Here is a 20,671-nt window from a genome sequence, read left to right as displayed (position 1 = left end):
ACGCCGAACGCCCCGGAGTTCGTCCGGGGCGTCCGTCACACGGGCACGCGGGGCTCGATCAGTCGCGGACCAGGGCCAGGGCCACGCCCTGGCCACCGCCGATGCACAGGGTGGCAAGGCCCTTCTTCGCATCGCGGCGGAGCATTTCGTGCAGCAGGCTGACCAGCACGCGGCAGCCGGAGGCGCCGATGGGGTGGCCGAGGGCGATGGCGCCGCCGTTGACGTTGACCTTGGCGGCATCCCAGCCCAGTTCCTTGCCCACCGCCAGGGACTGCGCGGCGAAGGCTTCGTTGGCCTCGATCAGGTCCAGCTCGGCCAGTTGCCAGCCGGCCTTGTCCAGGCAGCGGCGGGTGGCGGAGACCGGGCCGATGCCCATGATCGCCGGGTCGACGCCGGCGCTGGCGTAGGAGGCGATGCGTGCCAGCACCGGCAGGCCCAGTTCCTTGGCCTTGGCGGCGCTCATCAGCAGCACGGCGGCGGCGCCGTCGTTGAGGCTGGAGGCGTTGCCGGCGGTGACGCTGCCGTCCTTCTTGAAGGCCGGCTTGAGCTTGGCCAGGGACTCGGCGGTGGTACCGGCGCGCGGCTGCTCGTCGGTGTCGAAGCTCAGCGCCTCGCCCTTGCGCTGCGGGATGCTCACCGGGACGATCTCGTCACGGAAGCGCCCGGCCTCGATGGCGGCCACGGCCTTCTGCTGCGAGGCGGCGGCGAAGGCGTCCTGTTCCTCGCGGCTGATGCCGTACTTGTCCACCAGGTTCTCGGCGGTGATGCCCATGTGGTAGTCGTTGAAGGCGTCCCACAGGCCGTCGACGATCATGCTGTCGAGCAGTTGCGCATGGCCCATGCGCAGGCCGGTGCGGGCCTTGGGTAGCACGTAGGGCGACAGGCTCATGTTCTCCTGGCCGCCGGCGATGATCACTTCGGCGTCGCCGCAGCGGATGGCCTGGGCGGCCAGATGCAGGGCCTTGAGGCCCGAGCCGCAGACCTTGTTCAGCGTCAGCGCCGGCACCGCATGGGGCAGCCCGGCGGCGATGGCGGCCTGGCGCGCGGGGTTCTGCCCGGAGCCGGCGGTGAGCACCTGGCCGAGGATCACCTCGTCCACCTGCTCGGGCTTCACGCCGCTGCGCTGCAGCAGCTCGCGGATGACGATGGCGCCCAGCTCGTGGGCGGGGATGTTCGCCAGGCTGCCCTGGAAGGCGCCGATGGCGGTGCGGGTGGCGGCGACTATCACTACGTCTTGCATGATTGGCTCACTCCGGTGGCTTGGGCTGCCCTCTCCCCCCGCCCTCTCCCTGAAGGGAGAGGGAGCTGTCCGTGCCAGGATGACTCATGTGCTCATCCCGGCGCCGGACCAGTCCCCTCTCCCGCTTGCGGGAGAGGGTTAGGGAGAGGGTGCTCCTACAGCGCGACTAACTCAGTGGTGGTGATGGGTATCGCTTCGCTCAACGCCATCCTACGGGTGCTACTCCTGCGCGCGATCGCGGGCAGGGCCCGCTCCTACAGGGGGTGTCAGAAGGTCATCTCTTTGACGTCATCCGGCACGATCAGCCGCCCGGCGGTCTTCTCGGCGATCTCGGCGACGCTTACCCCCGGCGCGGTCTCGCGCAGGACGAAGGCGCCGTCGACGATTTCCAGGTAGGCCAGGTCGGTGAGCACCTTGCGGATGCAGCCGGCCCCGGTCAGCGGCAGGCTGCAGCGGTCGAGCAGCTTGGACTCGCCGTCCTTGGAGGCGTGGGTCATGGTGACGATGATGTTGTCGGCGCCGGCCACCAGGTCCATGGCGCCGCCCATGCCTTTCACCAGCTTGCCGGGGATCATCCAGGAGGCGATGTTACCCTGCACGTCCACCTCGAAGGCGCCGAGCACGGTGAGGTCGACGTGGCCGCCGCGGATCATCGCGAAGGATTCGGCGGAGGAGAAGATCGACGCGCCCTTCACGGCGGTCACGGTCTGCTTGCCGGCGTTGATCATGTCGGCGTCTAGGGTTTGCTCGGTGGGGAAGGCGCCCATGCCGAGCAGGCCGTTCTCCGATTGCAGCATCACTTCCATGCCCTCGGGCACGTAGTTGGCCACCAGGGTCGGGATGCCGATGCCGAGGTTCACGTAGTAGCCGTCCTGCAGTTCGCGCGCCACGCGCTGGGCCATCTGTTCGCGGGTCAGTGCCATCTTCTTGTCTCTCTTGTCCGGTGGGCTCAGGAACGCACGGTGCGCTTTTCGATGCGCTTCTCGAAGGTCCCCTGGATGATGCGGTCGACGTAGATGCCGGGGGTGTGGATCTGGGTGGGGTCCAGCTCGCCAGGCTCGACGATCTCTTCCACCTCGACCACGGTGATGCGCCCCGCGGTGGCCACCACCGGGTTGAAGTTCTGCGCGGTGTGGCGGTAGATGACGTTGCCGTAGTGGTCGGCCTTCCAGCCCTTGACGATGGCGAAGTCGCCGGTGATGGCCTGCTCCATGATGTGCGGGCGGCCGTTGAACTCGCGCACTTCCTTGCCTTCGGCGACCGGGGTGCCGTAGCCGGTGGCGGTGAAGAAGGCCGGGATGCCGGCGCCGCCGGCGCGCAGTTTCTCGGCCAGGGTACCTTGCGGGGTGAGTTCCACTTCCAGTTCGCCGGACAGCAGCTGGCGTTCGAACAGTTCGTTCTCGCCGACGTAGGAGGCGATCATCTTGCGGATCTGCCGGTCTTCCAGCAGCACGCCCAGGCCGAAGCCGTCGACGCCGCAGTTGTTCGACACCACCGTCAGGCCCTTCACGCCCAGGCGGCGGATCTCGGCGATGAGGTTCTCGGGGATGCCGCACAGGCCGAAGCCGCCCGCCAGTACCGTCATGCCGTCGGTGAGCCCGGCCAGGGCCTCCGCGTAACTGCCAACCCGCTTGTCGAGTCCTGCCATCTGCTGCTGCCTCTCTTGTAGTTTGGGTTTCCGACCGGCCGGTCGGAGAGCGTCTGCAGCTTCACCGCTGGGGACTGATTTGTTAAGTTTGTTTTTCCAATCGATTATTCGGCTTTGCTTATCAATGACCGTCAAGCAACTGCGCGCCTTCCTCGCCGTGGCGCAGAGCCTGAGCTTCGCCCAGGCCGGCGAGCGCCTGCACCTGTCGCAGCCGGCCCTGAGCCTGGCGATCAAGAACCTGGAGGAATCCCTCGGCGGGCAGTTGCTGGTGCGCACCACCCGCAGCGTCGCCCTCACCCCCGAAGGCGAGACCCTGCTGCCCATCGCCCGGCGCCTGCTGGCCGACTGGGACAACGCCGAGGAGCTGCTGCGCCAGCACTTCACCCTGCAACTGGGCAAGGTTTCCATCGCCGCCATGCCCTCCTTCGCCGGCAACCTGCTGCCGGGCGCGCTCATGGCCTTCCGCCAGCGCTACCCGAAGGTGAACGTGGCGGTGCACGACGTGATCAACGAACAGGTGCTGGAGATGGTACGCAACCGCCGCGTCGAGCTGGGCATCGCCTTCGAGCCGGACAGCCTCGACGGCCTGAGCTTCCAGGCCTTCTACAGCGACCGCTTCGTCGCCGTGCTGCCGGCCGGCTCGCCCCTGGCCGGGCAGCGCCGGCTGACCTGGGCGCAGTTGCTGGAGCAGCCCTTCATCACCCTGCAGCGGCCCTCGGCGGTGCGCCTGCTGCTGGAAGACAGCGTGGCGGCCAGCCACGGCAAGCTGGCGGTGGCCTTCGAGAGCCACCAGTTGGTCACGGTGGGGCGCATGGTCGCCCAGGGGCTGGGGGTGAGCGCGGTGCCGCGCCTGTGCGTGAAGCAGATGGAGGAACTGGGCGCGCGCTGCGTGGACCTCTACGAACCCACGGTGGAACGCCGCGTGGGCCTGTTCAGCCTGGCCGAGCACAAGCTCTCCAGCGCCGCCCAGGCGCTGAGCGACGTGCTCTTGCAGATAGCCGACTGGCCGCGGTTGCAGAAGGAAGGTTGCGAGGAAGGCCGAGCGGAGTGAGGCAGAGTCGCGCGGCGCGGGCGGCGGAAGAACGCCGCCCGTTGCGCCGGGAGGGTCAGATGTCGCTGCACATCTCGGTCTGGCGCAGGTACTCGAGCACGTGGACCTGGCCCTTGGAGTCGGCGTAGGTCATTTTCGCCGGGGCGACTTCGCAACGGTCGTTGGCTTGCTCGATGCTGATCACCTTGGCCACGTCGAGCTGCATGCCGTAGTGGTAGACCACGGGCGCGGCGTCGGCGGCATTGGCGGCCAGGGCGGCGCCCATCAGGGGGATGGCGAACAGGCTGAACAGGGTGCGTTTCATGGTGGGATTCTCCGATTTCCGGCGTGCTGGCCATTTGGCCTTGCCGTGTATACAAATTTAGTTGAACGGCCGTTCCGGACACAGAGGCAATACGACAAGGGATTACTGCGCAACACGTAACAATAAGGGCTTGCCAACCTGGTTGAATGGATTGACCGCCCTTTCACCTGCGGTAAAAAGCCCCTGGACTGGCAGGATTCGATTCACTTTCCGCTTTGCTGCCAGCCAATCACGGCGCCACAATGGCAAGCCCATTCGTCGCCAGGACTCCGCCATGAAACGCGTGGCCATGCTGCTGTTCCCCGGCGTGCAGGCGCTGGACGTCGCCGGTCCGCTGGACGTCTTCGCCGAAGCCAATGCCTTCGTCGCGCCGGGCAGCGGCTACCAGGTGCTGACGCTGGCCGAACGCGGCTTCCCCATCCCCGCCTCCAACGGCCAGTTGCTGGGCGCGCAGCACGAGCTGGACGGCGCCGTCGGCGGCTTCGACATCCTGCTGGTGCCCGGCGGCCCGCAACTGCCCGCCGAGGAGCCTTCCACCACCCTCCTCGACTGGCTGCGCCGGGCCTGCGCCGAGACGCCGCGCTACGGCTCGATCTGCACCGGCGCCTTCCTCCTCGGCCATGCCGGGCTGCTGGACGGCAAGCGCGTCACCACCCACTGGAGCGACGCCGCGCGCCTGGCGCAGCTGTTCCCGCGGGCAAGGGTGGAGCCCGACAGCATCCACGTGCGCGACGGCGCGCTGGTGACCTCCGCAGGGGTGACCGCCGGCATCGACCTGGCCCTGGCGCTGGTCGCCGAGGACCACGGCCCGGCGGTGGCGTTGAGCGTGGCCAAGCGCCTGCTGGTGGTAGCCCAGCGCCAGGGTGGGCAATCACAGTTCAGCCCCTATCTGCAGGCGCCAGCGGACGGCGACTCGCCCATTGCCCGGGTGCAACGCCATGTGCAGGCCCATCTCACCGACGCGCTGTCGGTGGCGGAACTGGCGGCGGTGGCGACCATGAGCGAACGCACCTTCGCCCGGGTGTTCGTCCGCGAGGCGGGCATCACCCCGGCGGAATTCGTCCAGCGCGCCCGGCTGGACGCGGCGCGGGGGTTGCTGGAGGGTAGCGGGCTGCCGCTGAAGGTGGTGGCCTGGCGCTGCGGCTTCGGCAGCGCGGCGCGGATGCGGCTGGTGTTCGTGCAAAGGCTGGGGGTGACGCCGACGGAGTATCGGGGGCGGTTTCGGGGGGATGGGTAGGGTTCGAGGGGGCGTGGGGGCGAGCTTGCTCGCGAATGGAGTTCGTCGGCAACGCAGGTGTCTGGGCCTGGCTCCGTCCCCTCTCCCCAGCCCTCTCCCTGAAGGGAGAGGGGGCTTGTCCGTGCCGAGAGAACTGATGGTTTCAGCCTGATATCACAGCAGTTGCCGGCTAACGCCATGACATCCAACTCTGCCCAACGGTCCCCTCTCCCTTCAGGGAGAGGGTTAGGGAGAGGGCGCTCTTCGGGGCTATCACCATTCGCGAGCAAGCTCGCTCCTACAAAAGCTCCTCACAAACTCCGAGCAATCACCAACCGCTGCACATCACTGGTGCCCTCATAGATCTGGCACACCCGCACATCCCGATAGATACGCTCCACCGGGTAATCCTGCAGGTAACCATACCCCCCCAGCGTCTGGATCGCCGCCGAGCACACCCGCTCGGCCATTTCCGAGGCGAACAGCTTGGCCATGGAGGCTTCCGTCAGACACGGCAGGCCCGCCTCACGCAAGCTCGCCGCGTGGTGGACCATCTGCCGCGCCACGGCTATCTCGGTGGCCATGTCGCTGAGGCGGAAGGCCACCGCCTGGTGCTGGATGATCGGCTTGCCGAAGGTTTCCCTTTCGTGGGCGTAGTCGCGGGCGTATTCGAAGGCGGCGCGGGCCATGCCCACCGCCTGGGAGGCGATGCCGATGCGTCCGCCTTCCAGGTTGGCCAGGGCGATGGCGTAGCCCTGGCCCTCCTCGCCCAGGCGGTAGCCGGCCGGGATGCGCAGGTCGTCGAAGGCGATCTGGCAGGTGTCCGAGGCGTGCTGGCCGAGCTTGTCCTCCACCCGCACCACGCGGTAGCCGGGGGTGTCGGTGGGCACGATGAAGGCGCTGATGCCCTTCTTGCCGGCCGCCGCGTCGGTGACGGCGAAGACGATCACCAGTCCGGCGTGGCTGCCGGAGGTGATGAACTGCTTGCTGCCGTTCAGCACGTAGTGGTCGCCGTCGCGGCGCGCGCGGGTCTTCAGGAAGCTGGCGTCGGAGCCGGCCTGGGGCTCGGTGAGGGCGAAGGCGCCGATCATCTCGCCGCGGGCCAGGGGCACCAGGAACTGGCGCTTCTGTTCTTCGCTGCCGAACTTGGCGATGGGCATGCAGCCCACCGAGTTGTGCACGCTCATGATGGTGGAGCAGGCGCCGTCGCCGGCGGCGATTTCTTCCAGGGCCATGGCGTAGGCCAGGTGCCCGGTCTGCGCGCCGCCCCACTCCTCGGCCACCAGCATGCCGAGGAAGCCGAGATCGGCCATTTCCTTCAGCGCCTCGGCCGGGAAGCGGTGCTCGCGGTCCCACTCGGCGGCGAAGGGTTTCAGCCGCTCCTGGGCGAACTGGCGGGCGACGTCGCGAATCTGCAGTTCTTCTTCGCTGGGAATCATGCTTCGCTCCTTACAGGCGCTCGACGGCGATGGCCGTGGCTTCGCCGCCGCCGATGCACACAGAGGCGATGCCGCGTTTCAGGTCGTACTGCTGCAGCGCCGAGAGCAGGGTCACCAGGATGCGCGCCGCCGAGGCGCCGATCGGGTGGCCCAGGGCGCAGGCGCCGCCGTGGACGTTGAGCTTGGCGTGGGGGATGTCCAGCTCGCGCATGGCGGCCATGGCCACCACGGCGAAGGCTTCGTTGACCTCGAACAGGTCCACCTCGCCCAGGCCCCAGCCGCTGCGCTGCAGCAGGCGCTGGATGGCGCCCACCGGCGCGGTGGGGAACAGGTTCGGCGCAGCGGCATAGGAGGAATGCGCGCGGATCGCCGCCAGCGGCGCCAGGCCGCGTTTCTCGGCCTCGGACAGGCGCATCAGCACCAGCGCGGCGGCGCCGTCGGAGATGGAGCTGGAGTTGGCCGCGGTGACGGTGCCGCCCTCGCGGAATGCCGGTTTCAGTGTCGGAATCTTGTCCAGCTTGGCCTTCGGCGGCTGCTCGTCCTGAGCGATCTCGCGGGTTTCCTTGCCGGCCTTGACCGTCACCGGGACGATCTCGGCGGCGAAGCGGCCGTCGCGCATGGCCTGCTGGGCGCGGGTCAGCGAGGCGATGGCGTAGTCGTCCTGCTGCTGGCGGGTGAAGCCGTAGCCCTGCGCGCAGTCCTCGGCGAAGGTGCCCATCAGCCGGCCCTTGTCGTAGGCGTCTTCGAGGCCGTCGAGGAACATGTGGTCAAGCACCTTGCCGTGGCCCATGCGGTAACCCGTGCGGGCGCGTTCCAGCAGGTAGGGGGCGTTGGACATGCTCTCCATGCCGCCGGCCAGCACCACGCCGGCGCTGCCGGCCAGCAGCGCGTCGTGGCCCTGCATCACGGCCTTCATGCCCGAGCCGCACATCTTGTTGATGGTGGTGCAGGGCGTGCCGCGGTCCAGCCCGGCGCCGAGCACCGCCTGGCGCGCCGGGGCCTGGCCCTGGCCGGCGGAGAGCACGCAGCCGAGGATGGCTTCGTCGATCTGGTCGGCGCCCAGCTTGGCGCGCTCGATGGCCGCGCGCACGGCGGCGGCGCCGAGGGTGGCGGCGCTGGTGTCCTTGAAGTCGCCGAGGAAGCCGCCCATGGGGGTGCGGACGGCGCTGACGATGACTACGGGATCGTTCATTTTCGTTACTCCTGTCACTTGGCGGCCATGCGGATGGCGCCGTCGAGGCGGATCACCTCGCCGTTGAGCATGCTGTTCTCGACGATGTGGCGGACCAGCGCGGCGAATTCGTCGGGGCGGCCCAGGCGCGGCGGGAAGGGCACGCTGGCGCCGAGGGAATCGCGGACTTCCTGGGGCATGCCGGCCATCATCGGCGTTTCGAAGATGCCGGGGGCGATGGTCATCACGCGGATGCCGTGGCGCGCCAGCTCGCGGGCGATGGGCAGGGTCATGCCGACCACCCCGGCCTTGGATGCCGAATACGCGGCCTGGCCGATCTGCCCGTCGAAGGCCGCCACCGAGGCGGTGTTGACGATGACGCCGCGCTCGCCGCCGGCGTCCGGCTCGTTGCGGGCCATGGCCTCGGCGGCCAGGCGCAGCATGTTGAAGCTGCCCACCAGGTTGATGTTGATGGCCCGGGCGAAGCTGTCCAGGCCGTGCGGGCCATTGCGCCCGAGGACTTTTTCGGCCGGCGCCACGCCGGCGCAGTTGGCCAGCCCGTGCAGCGCGCCGAAGCTTTCCAGCGCGGCCTCCACGGCGGCGCGGCCGTCGGCCTCGCTGGTCACGTCGGTGCGCACGAAGCGCGCCCTGCCCTCGCCCAGCTCGGCCACGCGGGCGGCGCCGGCCTCGGCGTTGACGTCGGCCAGCAGCACGCGGGCGCCGGCCTCCACCAGGGTCTTCGCGGTGGCCGCGCCGAGCCCGGAGCCGCCGCCGGTGATGAGGAATACCTTGTCCTGGATGTGCATGGAATCTCTCCGAATCAGTGCTGCGCGGCCGCGCGTTCGGCCGCCTCTTGTTGCCGGGCTATCTCCTGGTTGCGCAGGAGGAAGCGCTGGATCTTGCCGCTGGGGGTCTTCGGCAGTTCGGCGATGAACTCCACTTCCCGCGGGTAGCTGTGGGCAGACAGGCGCTTGCGCACGTACTGCTGCAGCTCCTCGGCCAGCTCCGGGCTGGGCTGGTGCTGCGGGCAGAGCACCACGTAGGCCTTGACCAGTTCGGTGCGCTCCGGGTCGGGCTTGCCGATCACCGCCGCTTCCATCACCGCCGGGTGCTCGATCAGCGCGCTCTCTACGTCGAAGGGGCCGACGCGGTAGCCGGAGGTGGTGATGAGGTCGTCGGAGCGGCCGACGAAGCTGATGCTGCCGTCGGCGTTCAGCTCCACGGTATCGCCACTGAGATAGTAGTCGCCGACGAAGGCCTTGGTTTCCATGCCCTGGTAGCCGGCGAACCACATCAGCGGCGAGCGCTTGCGGTCCATGGCCAGGATGCCGGGCTGGCCGGCGGGCAGTTCCTCGCCGTTCTCGCCCAGCACCACCACGCGGTGGCCGGGAATGGAGTAGCCGGCCGCGCCCAGGTGCACCGGGTGCTGCAGCCCATGGTGGTTGGCCAGGACCATGCCCAGCTCGGTCTGCCCGTAGTGGTCGTGGATGGCCGCCCCCAGGCCCTCGGCGAACCAGCGGATCACCTCCGGGGTCAGCGCCTCGCCGGCGCTGCTCACGGCGCGCAGGCGGCCCTTGAGCTCGCGTTCCACCTCGGCGGCCGAGGCCTTGAGCATGCGGTAGGCGGTGGGCGAGCCGGCCAGGTTGGTGATGCCGTACTGGCGGATGATCCGGCAGGTGCTCTCCACCGTGAAGGCGCCTTCGTAGAAGGTGCTGGCGTGGCCCAGGGCCAGCGGGCCGGTGACGGCGTAGTAGAGGCCGTAGGCCCAGCCCGGGTCGGCCAGGTTCCAGAAGCGGTCCTCGGGGCGCAGGTCCACGGCGTCGCGCAGGTAGCCGGTGAACGCCAGGATGGCCTTGAGCGGCACCGCCAGCGGCTTGGCCAGGCCGGTGGTGCCGGAGGTGAACATCAGCAGGAAGGGGTCTTCGCCCGTGCGCAGGACCGGTTCGAATTGCTCGGAGCGGCTTTCCAGGGCCTGCCGGAAGTCGAGGTCGCCGGCCGGGATCGCCTGGCCGCCGCTGACGGTGATGATCGGCGGGGCGTTGGGCACTTCGTCGAGCTTGGCGCGGTTGCCGGCGTCGGTGACCAGCACGCGGCTGCCGGCGATGCCCAGGCGGTGCTCGATGGCCTTGGGCCCGAAGGCGGTGAACAGCGGCTGGTAGACCGCGCCCAGGCGCCAGGTGCCTAGGATGGTGACCAGCAGCTCGGGGGTGCGAGGCAGCATGCCGGAGACGCGGTCGCCGGGGCGCACGCCCAGGTCATGGAGCAGGTTGGCGAACTGCGCGGACAGGGCCTGCAGCTGGGCGAAGCTGTATTCGGCGCGCTCGCCGTTGCGGCCTTCCCAGTACAGGGCGACGCGCCCGGACGGGGCATGGCGGTCGCAGCATTCGACGCAGGCGTTGAGGGCGTCGAGGCTGCCGGCGAGGGTGTCTCGGGCGGTGGCCGCGTAATCGAATTCGGCAGCGGCGGCGGCATAGGGGCGCATCGCGGAACTCCTGGCTTGTTCTTGTAGGGAGTAGCGGGATGTTCGCGCCGGGCGGTTGCCGCGGCAATGTCGAAAGGGACTTATGTGGATGAGCGGATTGGACAGCGGGGAGTGGCTGGGGGTGGGGGTGCCTGGGGTTGGCTCCGCCCCCTCACCCCAGCCCTCTCCCGGAGGGAGAGGGGGCCGTCCGTGCCTGTGGTGAGAATGGTGTTCGCCGGCAGCACCGGAGTGGCCGGCGAGCATGGAACTCCCAGCTTGCGCCGAACGGGCTCCCTCTCCCTCTGGGAGAGGGCTGGGGTGAGGGAAAGGAATTCCCCCTAGCGCCAAAGTTACCGACAAACACCAAAGCGCCGCTGGAATCAACGCAACCCGGCAACGATCTCCAATGAACGCAGGCGCAAGGCATGGTCGTAGATATCACTGGTAAAGATGATCTCATCCGCCCCGGTCTGCTCGACGAGGATTTCCAGGCGGCTGCGCACCTTCTCCGGGCCGCCGATCACCGCCAGGCCGAAGAAGTTGCCCACCGCTTCCTGCTCGTGGGGCAGCCACAGGCCGGCCATGCGCTCCACCGGCGGCTTCTGCTTGAGGCTTTCGCCGCGGATCAGCGCCAGCACGCGCTGGAACGCGGTGGTCGCCAGGTACTCGGCCTCTTCGTCGGTGGGCGCGGCGATCAGCGGCACGCCGATCATCGCGTAGGGCTGTTCGAGAATGGCCGAAGGCTTGAAGTTCTGCCGGTAGATGCGCAGCGCGTCGTGCAGGTAGCGCGGCGCGAAGTGCGAGGCGAAGGCATAGGGCAGGCCCTTCTCCGCCGCCAGGCGGGCGCTGAACAGGCTGGAGCCGAGCAGCCAGATCGGCACCCGCGTGCCCTCGCCGGGGATGGCCAGCAGGCTCTGCTGCGGGCGGCGCGGGCCGAGCAGCATTTCCAGCTCGGCGACCTGCTCGGGAAAGTCTTCGCCGTCGCCCAGCATCCGGTCGCGGCGCAGGGCGCGCATGGTCGCCTGGTCGGCACCGGGGGCGCGGCCCAGGCCCAGGTCGATGCGCCCAGGATAAAGGCTGGCGAGGGTGCCGAACTGCTCGGCGATCACCAGCGGCGGGTGGTTGGGCAGCATCACCCCGCCGGAGCCGACGCGGATGCGCGCGGTCTTGCCGGCGATGTGGCCGATCAGCACGGAAGTCGCCGAGCTGGCGATGCCGTCCATGTTGTGGTGCTCGGCCAGCCAGTAGCGGGTGAAGCCGAGGCGCTCGACGTGGCGGGCCACCTCGACGGCGTTGTTCAGCGCCTCGCTGACGGTGCCCTGGTCGCGGATGGGCACCAGGTCGAGCATGGAAAAGGCGGTTTCGGACAGGGACTTCATGGAGGCTCCGGTCAGGGCCCGCGCGGCAGATGCGCGGGCGTGGCTTTGAGCCGGACCCTAACCACATGCCTGGCGCATGACCACGCGTCGGCGTCGATAGTCATCATGCCGCGCAGTGATGAAAGCCCCCTGCCCCGCCCTTCAGGCCGCCGCCGACACGCCATCCAGGCGGTGGAACAGGCGGTTGAAGTACACCAGGCTGTCGCCCTGCTCGCGCACCGCGGCGCGTTCCAGCTCGACGAACAGCACCGAGTGCGAACCGACTTCCTTGCACTCGCTGATGCGCCCTTCCAGGGTCACCAGGGCGTCGCGCAGCACCGGCACGCCGGCGCAGCCCTCTTCCCACAGGGCCGAGGCGAAGCGTTCCGCCATCGGCACCTGTGTCATGCCGGCGAAGTGCCGGGCCAGCTCTTCCTGCTCGCCGCGCAGCACGTTGATGCACAGGTGGCCGTTGGCGCGGAAGGGTTCGTGGCTGGCGCTGCCGCGGTTGATGCACACCAGCACCGTGGGCGGCGAATCGGTGACCGAGCAGACTGCGCTGGCGGTGATGCCGCAGCGCCCGCCGGGGCCGTCGCTGGTGATGATGTTCACTGCGGCGGGCAGCCGCGCCATGGCGTTGCGGAAGTCGATCTGGGTCTGGCTCAGGTTGTTCATGGCGCGCCCTTGTGGCCGGTTGTCGATGCTTGCCAATCTACGGCTCCGCGGCCAGGCGCGGTATCCAGGCGAATCCCATGGCGGCGGTGGCTGGCCTTTAGTCGACTAGGGGGTTTCTTTATCGCCAGCCCGGCGCCGCCTGGGTATGCTGGCCCCTGGGCGCATGCGCGCCCGCCGTGCGTGCCGCAGCGAAGACTGCGAGCCAGACCTAATAAGAAGAACCGTGGCAGTGCCCTGATGGATACCCGCAAACCCGTTGTTTATATCGTCGACGACGACAAGGACCTGCGCACCTCGCTGGCCTGGCTCCTGGAGTCGGTCAGCATCCAGGCGCAGTGCTTCGCCGGCGCCGAGGAATTCCTCGCCCACTACGACGCCAGCAGCCCCGCCTGCCTCGTGCTCGACGTGCGCATGCCGGAAACCAGCGGCTTCCAGCTGCAGGCCATGCTCAACGAGCGCGGCGCGGCGCTGCCGATCATCTTCGTCTCGGCCCACGGCGACATCCCCATGTCGGTGCAGGCGATGAAGAACGGCGCGCTGGATTTCGTCGAGAAGCCCTACAACCCGCAGCAGATGCTGGAGCGCATCCAGGCCGCGCTGAAAGCCGCGGTGCAGGTGCACGCCGGCGCCGAGCAGAAGCGCCAGTTGCAGCAGCGCCTGGACCTGCTCACCGGACGCGAGCGCGAGGTGCTGGGCATGGTGATCGACGGCAAGGCCAGCAAGGTGATCGCCCGCGAGCTGAACATCAGCGTGAAGACGGTGGATGTGCACCGCACCAAGATCAAGGAGAAGATGGGGGTTTCCAGCATTGCGCTGCTGGTGCGGGAGGTGTTGGACCTGGGGGTGCCGTAGGGGAGCTTCGGGGCTTTCCTGTAGGAGCGAGCTTGCTCGCGAACCGTATCTCCCTGGAACAACGGTGCTTTCGGCCTGCCTCGCTCCCTCTCCCTAACCCTCTCCCTGAAGGGAGAGGGGACCGTTCGGTGTGCTTGGATATTCTGGAGTCAGCCGGCAACACCGAAGGTCTCCATTTGAAACCTTCCTGTTCTCGGCACGGACTAGCCCCCTCTCCCTTCAGGGAGAGGGCTGGGGAGAGGGGGCGGAGTCAACCCAAGGCACCAATGCCGCCGGCAGACTCCCGTTCGCGAGCAAGCTCGCTCCTACGAGGAGAAGAGCAGGTGTCAGAGGTCCAGCACCAACCGTGCCGACCTGGCCCGCGAAACGCAGGCGCAAATCTGCCTGTTCGAAGCCTTCTCCTTGCTCGACAGGCAGTTGTCCCGATGCTCCGGCTCGCCTTCCAGCACTTCCACTATGCAGGTGCCGCAGATGCCTTCGCGGCATTCGGTGTCGATGTCGCAGCCGTGGGCCTGGAGCACGTCTACCAGGCTGGCGTCGGCCGGCACTTGCAGCACCACGCCGCTGCTGGCCAGCTCCACTTCGAAGCTGCCGGCCGGGACGGCGTTGGCGGTCGGGTCGGCCTGGAAGTGTTCCAGGTGGATGGCGTCTTCGCTGCGGCTGCGCTTGGCGACGTCCACCACCTTGTTCATGAACGGCGCCGGGCCGCAGGTGTAGACGTGGGCCGCTGCCGGGGCGCGTGCCAGGCTGGCGGCCAGCTCGGCTTCGAGGTCGACCGGCTCCACACCGTAGTGGAACTCCACCTTGCCGGCGAACACCGGGCCGGACAGCAGTTCGACGAAGGCCGCGTGCTCCGGCGAGCGGGCGAAATAGTGCAGCACGTAGGGCTCGCCCCGGGCGTTGAGCTTGTAGGCCATGCTCAGCAACGGCGTCACGCCGATGCCGGCGGCGAACATCACGTGCTCGCGGGCTTCCGGAGCCAGGCGGAACAGGTTGCGCGGGGCGCCCATTTCCAGCTCCATGCCCTCTTCCACCTGCTCGTGCAGGGCCGCGGAGCCGCCGCGGGAGGCGGCTTCCTTCTTCACCGCCACCAGGTAGGCGGCGCGGTCTTCCGGCGGGCTGCACAGGGAGTACTGGCGGGTCACCCCGGTGGGGCCGGTGACGTCGACGTGGGCGCCCGGCTCGTAGGCATCGAACGGCTGGCCGTCGCTGCGCACGAGGCGGAAGGAGCGGATGTCCAGGGCTTCGTCGACGATCCTTTGGATTCTTACCTTCATCATTGTTGTTACCTGCAAGGCGTGGTGTATTGATGGGCTCGGCACCCTCTCCCCGGCCCTCGCCTACGCGGCCCGCCCTGAAGGGAGAGGGGGTTGTACGGTGTGTGCTGGGAGTCCTGCGTAAACCTCAGCGCATGAACAGGCCGCCGTTGATGTCCCAGCAGGCGCCGGTCACCGAACTGGCGTTGTCCGCGACCAGCAGCAGCACGCTGTCGGCCACGTAGTCCGGGTCGCCCAGGCGGCCCACCGGGATGGTCTTGAGGATCTGCTCCAGGCGCTCCGGGGCCACCGTCTCGCGCACCACCGGCAGGTCCAGCGGGCCCGGGGAGATGCTGTTGACGGTGACGCCGGCCGGCGCCAGTTCGCGGGCGAAAACCTTGGTCAGCGTCGCCACGCCGCCCTTGGCCGCGGCGTAGTGGCCGCCGGTGGCGGTGCCGCCGTTCTGCCCGGCCAGGGAGGCGATGTTGACGATGCGGCCGAAGCCACGGCTGGCGAAGTGCGCGCCGAACACCTGGCAGGCGACGAAGGTGCCGCGCAGGTTCACCGCCAACGAGTCATCGAACTCTTCCGGGGTGATGTCCATCAGCGCGGCGACCTTGGACACCCCGGCGTTGTTCACCAAGATGTCGCAGCCGCCCCACTTGGCCTGCAGCAGGTCGCGGGCGCGTTCGAAGTCGGCCTTCTCGCGCACGTCCAGCTCCACCGCTAGCACGCTGGCGCCGCTGGGGTCGAGTTCATCGGCCAGGCGCTGGGCGTCGCCCAGGCGCACGTCGGCCAGGGCCACGCGGTAGCCGGCGCCGTGCAGGCGCCGGGCGATGCATTCGCCGAGGCCGCGCGAGGCCCCGGTGACGAGTGCGGTACGGGTCATGGCTGCATCCTCAGAGCAGGAAGCCGATGGCGCCCAGGGCGTCCTGGGCGTTGATCAGGCGCACCACCTTGCGCTCCAGGCGCGGGCCTTCGGCGGCGAAGCGGATGCGGTGCTCCAGGTCGGCGACGAAGGGCGTGTGCACGCCGCGCTTGTAGGCGTAGAGGATCTGCGCCGAATGCACTTCGACGAGATCGCCGGCGGCCTCCACCAGGCGGAAGCGCGACACCGTGCGCACGGTCTTCGCCGAATCCACCGCCGAGGGCGAGAAGCCGGCGCTCAGGCGCTCGATGCGCAGGGCGCGCATGCGCGCGTCGTCGAAGGCGTAGTTGAGGCTGGCGGCGAAGTCGTCGCCCTCGGCGTCGATGGGCACCACGTAGATGCCCTCCTCGCTCCACAGGCCGCTCCACTGCGCGTAGTCCTTGCGGTCGAGCAGTTCGGCCTCGCGCCAGATGAATTCGATGGCCTTGGCCAGCGGGCCGGAGAAGCCGTTCAGGGTGTCGTTGCTCATTGGCTCATCATCCTCTTCCACATTTGGTAGGCCTCGCGCATGCCGCCTTCGTCGGTGGCGTGGGAAACCTTGTCGCCGTTCTCGGCCACGACTTCGCGGTTCAGCCCGCGGTTGACCAGGATCGGCGCCTCGGGGCCGGCGTAGGAGCCGCGCTGCACGCGGTCCCAGGCCTCGGCGTCGTCCGGGCTGCCGAAGCCGAACGGGCCCTGGAAGTGCTCGTGGATGCGCAGGCGCTCGCGGTTGGCGATCTCAGGGCCGCCGTCCATGCCCAGCGCCACGTGGCGGATTTCCGTCTCGGTGACCGAGACCGGGCGCAGCACGCGGAAGAACGACATGGACATGGCCACGTTGGGGAACAGGTTGAGGTTGAAGCCGGCGCCGTGCAGCGAGCGGACGATGCGGCGCACCTGTGCAGGCTCCATGGTCCTGGACAGTTCCTCGGTGACGTGGGCGAAGCGCTCCTGCAGCTGCTCGGTGCCGTCGTCGTGGTCGAGGTCGACGTGCTCGGGCACCATCACCATCACGCTGTGGCCGTTGCCCAGGGCGTGGGTCACCGCCTGCGGGTCGGTCATGAACGAGAGCATCTCGCTGGTCTCGTCGTCCACCGAGGACATCCACGACTTGTGCACGATGGGGAAGTGGTAGCCGTCGGTGGTGTTCTCCAGCTGGATCTTCCAGTTGCCCTTGAAGGTGAACTTGTGTTCACCCTGGACCTTGATCGGGAAGCCGGCGCCCTGCTTCATGAACAGGTCCATCCAGTGCTTCGCCCCGCCGAGGAAGTCCTCCAGCGGCTCGATGTCGGCGTCGTAGCTGGCGAAGATCATGCCGGCGTAGCTTTCCACCCGCAGGCTGGTCAGCGGCAGCTCGGCCTTGTCGAGGATGTCCTCGTAGCCGTCCGGGTACGGCAGCGCGCGCAGCTTGCCGTCCAGGCCGTAGGACCAGCTGTGGTACGGGCAGGTGAAGCCGGTGGCGTTGCCCTTGTGCTTCTCGCAGACGGTGGCGCCGCGGTGGCGGCAGCGGTTTTCCAGGACGTTGACCTGGCCCTTCTTGTCGCGCACCACTATCACCGGGCGGCGGCCGATCATCGTGGTCTTGAAGTCACCGGGGTTGCGCACTTCGCTGTCGTGGGCGACCCACACCCAGGTGCGGTAGAAGATTTTCTCCAGCTCGGCCTCGAACAACGCCGGGTCGTGGTACAGCGAAACGTCGACGCGGTCGCTCTGGACCAGTTGCTCGGGGCTGCCCGTCTTGGCGATCAGCCGGTACTCGGGGGCGCTCATGGGTGTCTCCTCATGCCATTTTCTTGTTCGTCGGCCGCTCGGCGGCCAGTGCCTGTTCCAGCTGCGCGCCGAAGGCGCAGACGCGTTCGTCGTCGCCCTTGCGACCGACGATCTGCAGGCCGACCTTGAGGCCGCCGTGCTCCAGCTCCACCGGCACGCTCAGCGCCGGGTGGCCGCTGAGGTTGAAGGGGCGGACCAGGGAGGTCAGCGCGGCCACGCTCTTGCCGCTGCGCGCGTCGCTGAGCAGCGGCGGCAGGCTGGCCAGGGTCGGCAGCAGCAGGATTTCGTAATCGTCCAGGGCGGAATCGATGGCGCGGGTGAAGCTCGCGCGCACGCCTTCGGCCTCGGCCAGCTGCGCGGCACTGGTGCGCCCGGCGGCGAGCAGGCGCTGCTCGACGTCGGCACCCAGCAGGCCCTTGCCGGTGAATTGCCCCAGCGCCGCCCAGTTCTCGTGGTTGATGACCACCAGGCCAGCCTCGAAGGCCGCCTCGAACTCGCCCAGGTAGAGGCTCGCCCGGCGCCAGCCGGCGCGGTCGGCGGCGGCGCCCAGGCAGGCCTGGATGTGCGGGTCGGCGGGCACTTCGAGGAAGGCCACGCGGGCATTGGCGCCGGGCGGGTTCACGGCGCCGAAGCCGGGGCAGATCACCTGCATGGCGGCGACGAGGTCGGCCATGTTCGCGGCGAACGGGCCGACGCAATCCAGGCTGCTGTGTTCCGGGTGTACGCCCACGCGGCTGACGCGGCCGAAGCTCGGCTTGAGCCCGGCCACGCCGCAGCAGGCCGCCGGCACCCGCACCGAGCCGCCGGTGTCGGTGCCCAGGGCGATATCCGCCAGGCCCGCGCCGACCGCCGCGGCGGAGCCGCTGGACGAGCCGCCGGGCACGCGCTCCGGCGCCTGCGGATTGCGCGGCGTGCCGCTCCAGTCGTTGATGCCGGTGACGCCGAAGGCCAGCTCGTGCAGGCTGGTCTTGCCGACGATGCGCCAGCCGGCGTCCAGCACCCGCTGCACCACTTCGGCGTGGTGTTGCGCGGGCGCGTTGTCGGCCAAGGCGCGGCTGCCGCAACGCGTCGGATGGCCGGCGATGTCGATGGTGTCCTTGACGGCGACGCGCTTGCCGGCGCCGCCAGGTTCTAATTCAATGACGAATTCGCTGACGAAGATGCTCATGCCTCGCCCTCCGCGAGTGCGCCCAGCGGCATGGCCAGCAGCCGCCGGGTACGGAAATGGGTGATCTGCCAGGCCTCGCCGACACGGCGGAAGTCCAGGTTCAGGCGGGTGCCGAACAGTTCGCTGCGGCCGTCGACATAGGTCGACAGCTGCTGCATCAGCCACTGGCCGCGCGCGGTGTCGCCGCCCTCCCCGACCTCGATCGACTCGCTGCCGAGGAAGTGCAGGTTGAGCGCGAAGTGCTCGGCCGGCGGCAGGTAGCCGGCGACGAACGCCGCCACCGCCGCGCGCCCTTCATGGCGGCCGAAGCTCTGCTCGGCGCGGGCGCCCAGGCCTTCCCAGACGGCGTCCTCGGCGAACAGCCCGGCCAGCTCGGTTTGCAATGCGAGGCTGTCGCGCGGGACGTCGCAGAGGTCCATGTAGCGGGCCATCAGGCGGCGCACCGCGGCCTCGCCCTCCAGGCGCTCCAAGCGCGCTTGCAACTGCTCCAGGGCCTGGCCCATGGCTCAGCTCCGCGCCGCTTCGGGGATGCTCAGCGGGCGGCCGACGCGGGCCTCGATCCGGGCGTACTTCCACAGGCTGTACGGGCCGACCTGCACGGTGCGGAACAGGTTGCAGGCGTCGACCACGGTCTGGTGGCAGTCGACGTCGGCCATGATGTAGACGGTCCAGGGCGCGGTGTTGGAGGCGCCGACCATCAGGCGGTCGTCGTCGAGCACGCCGAGCACGTTCATGCCGGGCAGCGCGCCCAGTTCGCCCAGCATCTGGCTGAAGCCCTTCCAGACGCTGATGCCTTCGCCGGTGGGCAGGTCGAAGAAGTTCTGCGTGATGCCGATGCAGAACAGCACGCGCATGGGTTCGGCGGTGGGTCGGGTCATGGTTTGTTGTCCTTGTGGTCGATCAGAGGTAGCCGGGGAACGGCGGCACATCGAGCAGCACGGAGCCTGCGCCGTCGTACATGCCGTCGCTGAGGAAGGCGTGCTGGGTCACCACCATGGCGTCGCGCAGGTAGCGCTGCAGCGGGTGGCGCAGGTAGATGGCGGTGGTGCCGGCCAGGGCGTAGGCGCGCTGCACCACCTCGGCGCCGGCGCGGGACACGTGCACGGCGGACAGGCGCAGCAGGCTGACCTGCTCGGGCGTCACGGCATTGCCGGCGAGGATGGATTCCCAGACCTGCCCGGTGGCGTCGTAGAAGAAGCCGCGCGCGGCGTGCAGCTGCGCCTCGGCCTTGCCCAGCTCGATGCGCACGTAGGCGCGGTCGGCCAGTCTGGGCGCGCCGGTCACGCCGCTGCCCGAGGCCATGCGGGCGATCTCGTCGAGGGCGGCGCGGGCCAGGCCGAGGTTGACCACCGCCAGCACCTGGGCGGCGTAGGCGATGGTCGGGTAGCGGTACAGCGGCTCGTCGATGCTGCTCTGGCCGCCGCGGATGAAGGTCCAGGCGTCGGGCACGAAGACCTTGTCCAGGCGCAGGTCGTGGCTGCCGGTGCCCTTCAGGCCGACCACGTCCCAGTTCTCGACGATCTCCACGTCGCGGGCCCGCAGCAGCGCGGTGCGCGGCTTGCCGCCGGGGCCGCCGAGGCCGATGCCGACGCCGAGCACGTCGGCGCCCTTGCAGCCGCTGGCGAACTTCCAGGTGCCGCTGACGCGCCAGCCGCCTTCCACCTGCTCGGCCGGCTGGATGGGGAACAGGCCGCCGGCGAACACCAGGTCCGGGCCGTCGGCATACAGTTCGGCCAGGGTCTCGCGCGGCAGCGCGGTGAGGTAGGTGCTGGCGCTGCCGAAGCTGGCCACCCAGCCGGCGGAGCCGTCGGCCTCGGCGATGCGCTCGACCAGGCGCAGGAACTCGGCCGGCGGCAGCGCGTCGCCGCCGAAGCAGCGCGGGGTGGCGGAGCGGTAGATGCCGGCCTCGATGAAGCGCTCGATCATGTCGCGCGGCACGTGGGAGCGGGCATCGAACTCGTCGCGGCGCTGGCGGACCTCGTCGAGCACCTGCTCGAACAGGCTGGCACGGCTGGCGAGGGGCGAATCTGTGGCGGCGGCGGCTGAACGCGGCATGGGCGTCTCCCTGTGTTCTTGTGGGCCGGCCGTCCGGTGGGAGCCGGCGGCCGTCGATGGGGCCCAGTGTAGGGAGCGTGCCGAGCGGGCCTCTATTGGG

Annotated in this window: 21 protein-coding genes; 3 read left to right on the top strand and 18 right to left on the bottom strand. The window is 69.1% G+C overall.

Annotated features, from left to right (window positions below; translation table 11 throughout):
- Positions 1-58: 58 nt before the first annotated feature.
- From RN02_RS13080 to RN02_RS13070, 3 genes are all read right to left on the bottom strand, one after another.
- Complete coding sequence (locus RN02_RS13080) at positions 59-1,240, bottom strand: acetyl-CoA C-acetyltransferase (RefSeq protein WP_043314889.1); 1,182 nt, start codon at positions 1,238-1,240, stop codon at positions 59-61.
- 266 nt (positions 1,241-1,506) lie between these two features.
- A complete protein-coding gene (locus tag RN02_RS13075; protein ID WP_043314888.1) occupies positions 1,507-2,163 on the bottom strand; it encodes a CoA transferase subunit B in 657 nt (218 codons plus the stop codon).
- A gap of 26 nt (positions 2,164-2,189) precedes the next feature.
- Entirely contained in the window at positions 2,190-2,888 is a 699-nt protein-coding gene (locus tag RN02_RS13070; protein WP_009622180.1) for a CoA transferase subunit A, read from the bottom strand.
- Between the two features lie 124 nt (positions 2,889-3,012).
- Here RN02_RS13070 and RN02_RS13065 point away from each other — a divergent pair, with 124 nt between their 5' ends.
- The gene (locus tag RN02_RS13065) at positions 3,013-3,939 is read left to right on the top strand and encodes a LysR family transcriptional regulator (RefSeq protein ID WP_009622181.1); all 927 of its coding nucleotides are present in this window, start codon (positions 3,013-3,015) and stop codon (positions 3,937-3,939) included.
- 55 nt (positions 3,940-3,994) lie between these two features.
- Here the strand turns inward: RN02_RS13065 and RN02_RS13060 are convergent, their stop codons facing one another.
- Entirely contained in the window at positions 3,995-4,243 is a 249-nt protein-coding gene (locus RN02_RS13060; RefSeq protein ID WP_009622183.1) for a DUF2790 domain-containing protein, read from the bottom strand.
- Between the two features lie 274 nt (positions 4,244-4,517).
- On the opposite strand from RN02_RS13060, the gene RN02_RS13055 reads away from it, so the two are divergent.
- Positions 4,518-5,480: a GlxA family transcriptional regulator gene (locus RN02_RS13055; RefSeq protein ID WP_043314887.1), complete on the top strand. Its 963-nt coding sequence runs from the start codon at positions 4,518-4,520 to the stop codon at positions 5,478-5,480.
- A gap of 290 nt (positions 5,481-5,770) precedes the next feature.
- Here RN02_RS13055 and RN02_RS13050 read toward each other — a convergent pair whose 3' ends face one another.
- From RN02_RS13050 to hpaC, 6 genes are all read right to left on the bottom strand, one after another.
- Positions 5,771-6,898, bottom strand: a complete 1,128-nt coding sequence (locus RN02_RS13050; protein WP_043314886.1) for an acyl-CoA dehydrogenase family protein — start codon at positions 6,896-6,898, stop codon at positions 5,771-5,773.
- A 10-nt stretch (positions 6,899-6,908) separates the two neighbouring features.
- On the bottom strand, positions 6,909-8,090 hold the full coding sequence (locus RN02_RS13045; RefSeq protein WP_043314885.1) for an acetyl-CoA C-acyltransferase: 1,182 nt from the start codon (positions 8,088-8,090) through the stop codon (positions 6,909-6,911).
- Between the two features lie 14 nt (positions 8,091-8,104).
- A complete protein-coding gene (locus tag RN02_RS13040; protein WP_043314884.1) occupies positions 8,105-8,875 on the bottom strand; it encodes a 3-hydroxyacyl-CoA dehydrogenase in 771 nt (256 codons plus the stop codon).
- A gap of 14 nt (positions 8,876-8,889) precedes the next feature.
- On the bottom strand, positions 8,890-10,551 hold the full coding sequence (locus tag RN02_RS13035) for an acyl-CoA synthetase (RefSeq protein ID WP_043314883.1): 1,662 nt from the start codon (positions 10,549-10,551) through the stop codon (positions 8,890-8,892).
- Between the two features lie 359 nt (positions 10,552-10,910).
- Positions 10,911-11,909 (bottom strand): LLM class flavin-dependent oxidoreductase, encoded by a 999-nt coding sequence (locus RN02_RS13030; RefSeq protein ID WP_009622195.1) that lies wholly within the window; start codon positions 11,907-11,909, stop codon positions 10,911-10,913.
- Between the two features lie 141 nt (positions 11,910-12,050).
- Entirely contained in the window at positions 12,051-12,563 is a 513-nt protein-coding gene (hpaC, locus tag RN02_RS13025; protein WP_043314882.1) for a 4-hydroxyphenylacetate 3-monooxygenase, reductase component, read from the bottom strand.
- 237 nt (positions 12,564-12,800) lie between these two features.
- Between hpaC and RN02_RS13020 the strand changes: the two genes are divergently transcribed.
- Entirely contained in the window at positions 12,801-13,415 is a 615-nt protein-coding gene (locus RN02_RS13020; protein ID WP_043272672.1) for a response regulator transcription factor, read from the top strand.
- Positions 13,416-13,741: 326 nt separating this feature from the next.
- On the opposite strand, the gene RN02_RS13015 is transcribed toward RN02_RS13020, so the two are convergent.
- From RN02_RS13015 to RN02_RS12980, 8 genes are all read right to left on the bottom strand, one after another.
- On the bottom strand, positions 13,742-14,695 hold the full coding sequence (locus RN02_RS13015; protein WP_043314881.1) for a PDR/VanB family oxidoreductase: 954 nt from the start codon (positions 14,693-14,695) through the stop codon (positions 13,742-13,744).
- A gap of 124 nt (positions 14,696-14,819) precedes the next feature.
- Positions 14,820-15,560, bottom strand: coding sequence for an SDR family NAD(P)-dependent oxidoreductase (locus RN02_RS13010; protein ID WP_043272670.1), 741 nt, complete (start codon positions 15,558-15,560; stop codon positions 14,820-14,822).
- A 10-nt stretch (positions 15,561-15,570) separates the two neighbouring features.
- On the bottom strand, positions 15,571-16,068 hold the full coding sequence (locus RN02_RS13005) for an aromatic-ring-hydroxylating dioxygenase subunit beta (RefSeq protein ID WP_043272669.1): 498 nt from the start codon (positions 16,066-16,068) through the stop codon (positions 15,571-15,573).
- Positions 16,065-17,348, bottom strand: a complete 1,284-nt coding sequence (locus RN02_RS13000; protein WP_043272668.1) for an aromatic ring-hydroxylating oxygenase subunit alpha — start codon at positions 17,346-17,348, stop codon at positions 16,065-16,067. The genes RN02_RS13005 and RN02_RS13000 overlap by 4 nt, the downstream gene beginning before the upstream one ends.
- 10 nt (positions 17,349-17,358) lie before the next feature.
- Positions 17,359-18,516 (bottom strand): amidase, encoded by a 1,158-nt coding sequence (locus tag RN02_RS12995; RefSeq protein ID WP_043314880.1) that lies wholly within the window; start codon positions 18,514-18,516, stop codon positions 17,359-17,361.
- Complete coding sequence (locus RN02_RS12990; RefSeq protein ID WP_043314879.1) at positions 18,513-19,019, bottom strand: nuclear transport factor 2 family protein; 507 nt, start codon at positions 19,017-19,019, stop codon at positions 18,513-18,515. The genes RN02_RS12995 and RN02_RS12990 overlap by 4 nt, the downstream gene beginning before the upstream one ends.
- Before the next feature lie 3 nt (positions 19,020-19,022).
- Positions 19,023-19,394: a hypothetical protein gene (locus RN02_RS12985; protein ID WP_043314878.1), complete on the bottom strand. Its 372-nt coding sequence runs from the start codon at positions 19,392-19,394 to the stop codon at positions 19,023-19,025.
- 22 nt (positions 19,395-19,416) lie between these two features.
- Positions 19,417-20,571 carry an acyl-CoA dehydrogenase family protein gene (locus tag RN02_RS12980; RefSeq protein ID WP_043314876.1) on the bottom strand — a complete coding sequence of 385 codons (1,155 nt, stop codon included), beginning with the start codon at positions 20,569-20,571 and terminating at the stop codon, positions 19,417-19,419.
- Positions 20,572-20,671: the final 100 nt, after the last annotated feature.

The organism is Pseudomonas sp. PI1, assembly GCF_000812405.1.
In the GTDB taxonomy this organism is placed as follows: domain Bacteria; phylum Pseudomonadota; class Gammaproteobacteria; order Pseudomonadales; family Pseudomonadaceae; genus Pseudomonas; species Pseudomonas citronellolis.
This window is presented reverse-complemented; position numbering and strand designations above follow the sequence as displayed.

What these genes read in the sequence shown, in the direction of transcription:
- RN02_RS13000 (WP_043272668.1), bottom strand. Translation starts at nt 17,348, where the DNA reads ATGAGCGCCCCCGAGTACCGGCTGATCGCCAAGACGGGCAGCCCCGAG.
- RN02_RS13010 (WP_043272670.1), bottom strand. Translation starts at nt 15,560, where the DNA reads ATGACCCGTACCGCACTCGTCACCGGGGCCTCGCGCGGCCTCGGCGAA.
- RN02_RS13050 (WP_043314886.1), bottom strand. Translation starts at nt 6,898, where the DNA reads ATGATTCCCAGCGAAGAAGAACTGCAGATTCGCGACGTCGCCCGCCAG.
- RN02_RS12980 (WP_043314876.1), bottom strand. Translation starts at nt 20,571, where the DNA reads ATGCCGCGTTCAGCCGCCGCCGCCACAGATTCGCCCCTCGCCAGCCGT.
- RN02_RS12990 (WP_043314879.1), bottom strand. Translation starts at nt 19,019, where the DNA reads ATGGGCCAGGCCCTGGAGCAGTTGCAAGCGCGCTTGGAGCGCCTGGAG.
- RN02_RS13080 (WP_043314889.1), bottom strand. Translation starts at nt 1,240, where the DNA reads ATGCAAGACGTAGTGATAGTCGCCGCCACCCGCACCGCCATCGGCGCC.
- RN02_RS13055 (WP_043314887.1), top strand. Translation starts at nt 4,518, where the DNA reads ATGAAACGCGTGGCCATGCTGCTGTTCCCCGGCGTGCAGGCGCTGGAC.
- RN02_RS12985 (WP_043314878.1), bottom strand. Translation starts at nt 19,394, where the DNA reads ATGACCCGACCCACCGCCGAACCCATGCGCGTGCTGTTCTGCATCGGC.
- RN02_RS13075 (WP_043314888.1), bottom strand. Translation starts at nt 2,163, where the DNA reads ATGGCACTGACCCGCGAACAGATGGCCCAGCGCGTGGCGCGCGAACTG.
- RN02_RS13020 (WP_043272672.1), top strand. Translation starts at nt 12,801, where the DNA reads ATGGATACCCGCAAACCCGTTGTTTATATCGTCGACGACGACAAGGAC.
- RN02_RS13060 (WP_009622183.1), bottom strand. Translation starts at nt 4,243, where the DNA reads ATGAAACGCACCCTGTTCAGCCTGTTCGCCATCCCCCTGATGGGCGCC.
- RN02_RS13065 (WP_009622181.1), top strand. Translation starts at nt 3,013, where the DNA reads ATGACCGTCAAGCAACTGCGCGCCTTCCTCGCCGTGGCGCAGAGCCTG.
- RN02_RS13005 (WP_043272669.1), bottom strand. Translation starts at nt 16,068, where the DNA reads ATGAGCAACGACACCCTGAACGGCTTCTCCGGCCCGCTGGCCAAGGCC.
- RN02_RS13035 (WP_043314883.1), bottom strand. Translation starts at nt 10,551, where the DNA reads ATGCGCCCCTATGCCGCCGCCGCTGCCGAATTCGATTACGCGGCCACC.
- RN02_RS12995 (WP_043314880.1), bottom strand. Translation starts at nt 18,516, where the DNA reads ATGAGCATCTTCGTCAGCGAATTCGTCATTGAATTAGAACCTGGCGGC.
- RN02_RS13030 (WP_009622195.1), bottom strand. Translation starts at nt 11,909, where the DNA reads ATGAAGTCCCTGTCCGAAACCGCCTTTTCCATGCTCGACCTGGTGCCC.
- RN02_RS13040 (WP_043314884.1), bottom strand. Translation starts at nt 8,875, where the DNA reads ATGCACATCCAGGACAAGGTATTCCTCATCACCGGCGGCGGCTCCGGG.
- RN02_RS13015 (WP_043314881.1), bottom strand. Translation starts at nt 14,695, where the DNA reads ATGATGAAGGTAAGAATCCAAAGGATCGTCGACGAAGCCCTGGACATC.
- RN02_RS13045 (WP_043314885.1), bottom strand. Translation starts at nt 8,090, where the DNA reads ATGAACGATCCCGTAGTCATCGTCAGCGCCGTCCGCACCCCCATGGGC.
- hpaC (WP_043314882.1), bottom strand. Translation starts at nt 12,563, where the DNA reads ATGAACAACCTGAGCCAGACCCAGATCGACTTCCGCAACGCCATGGCG.
- RN02_RS13070 (WP_009622180.1), bottom strand. Translation starts at nt 2,888, where the DNA reads ATGGCAGGACTCGACAAGCGGGTTGGCAGTTACGCGGAGGCCCTGGCC.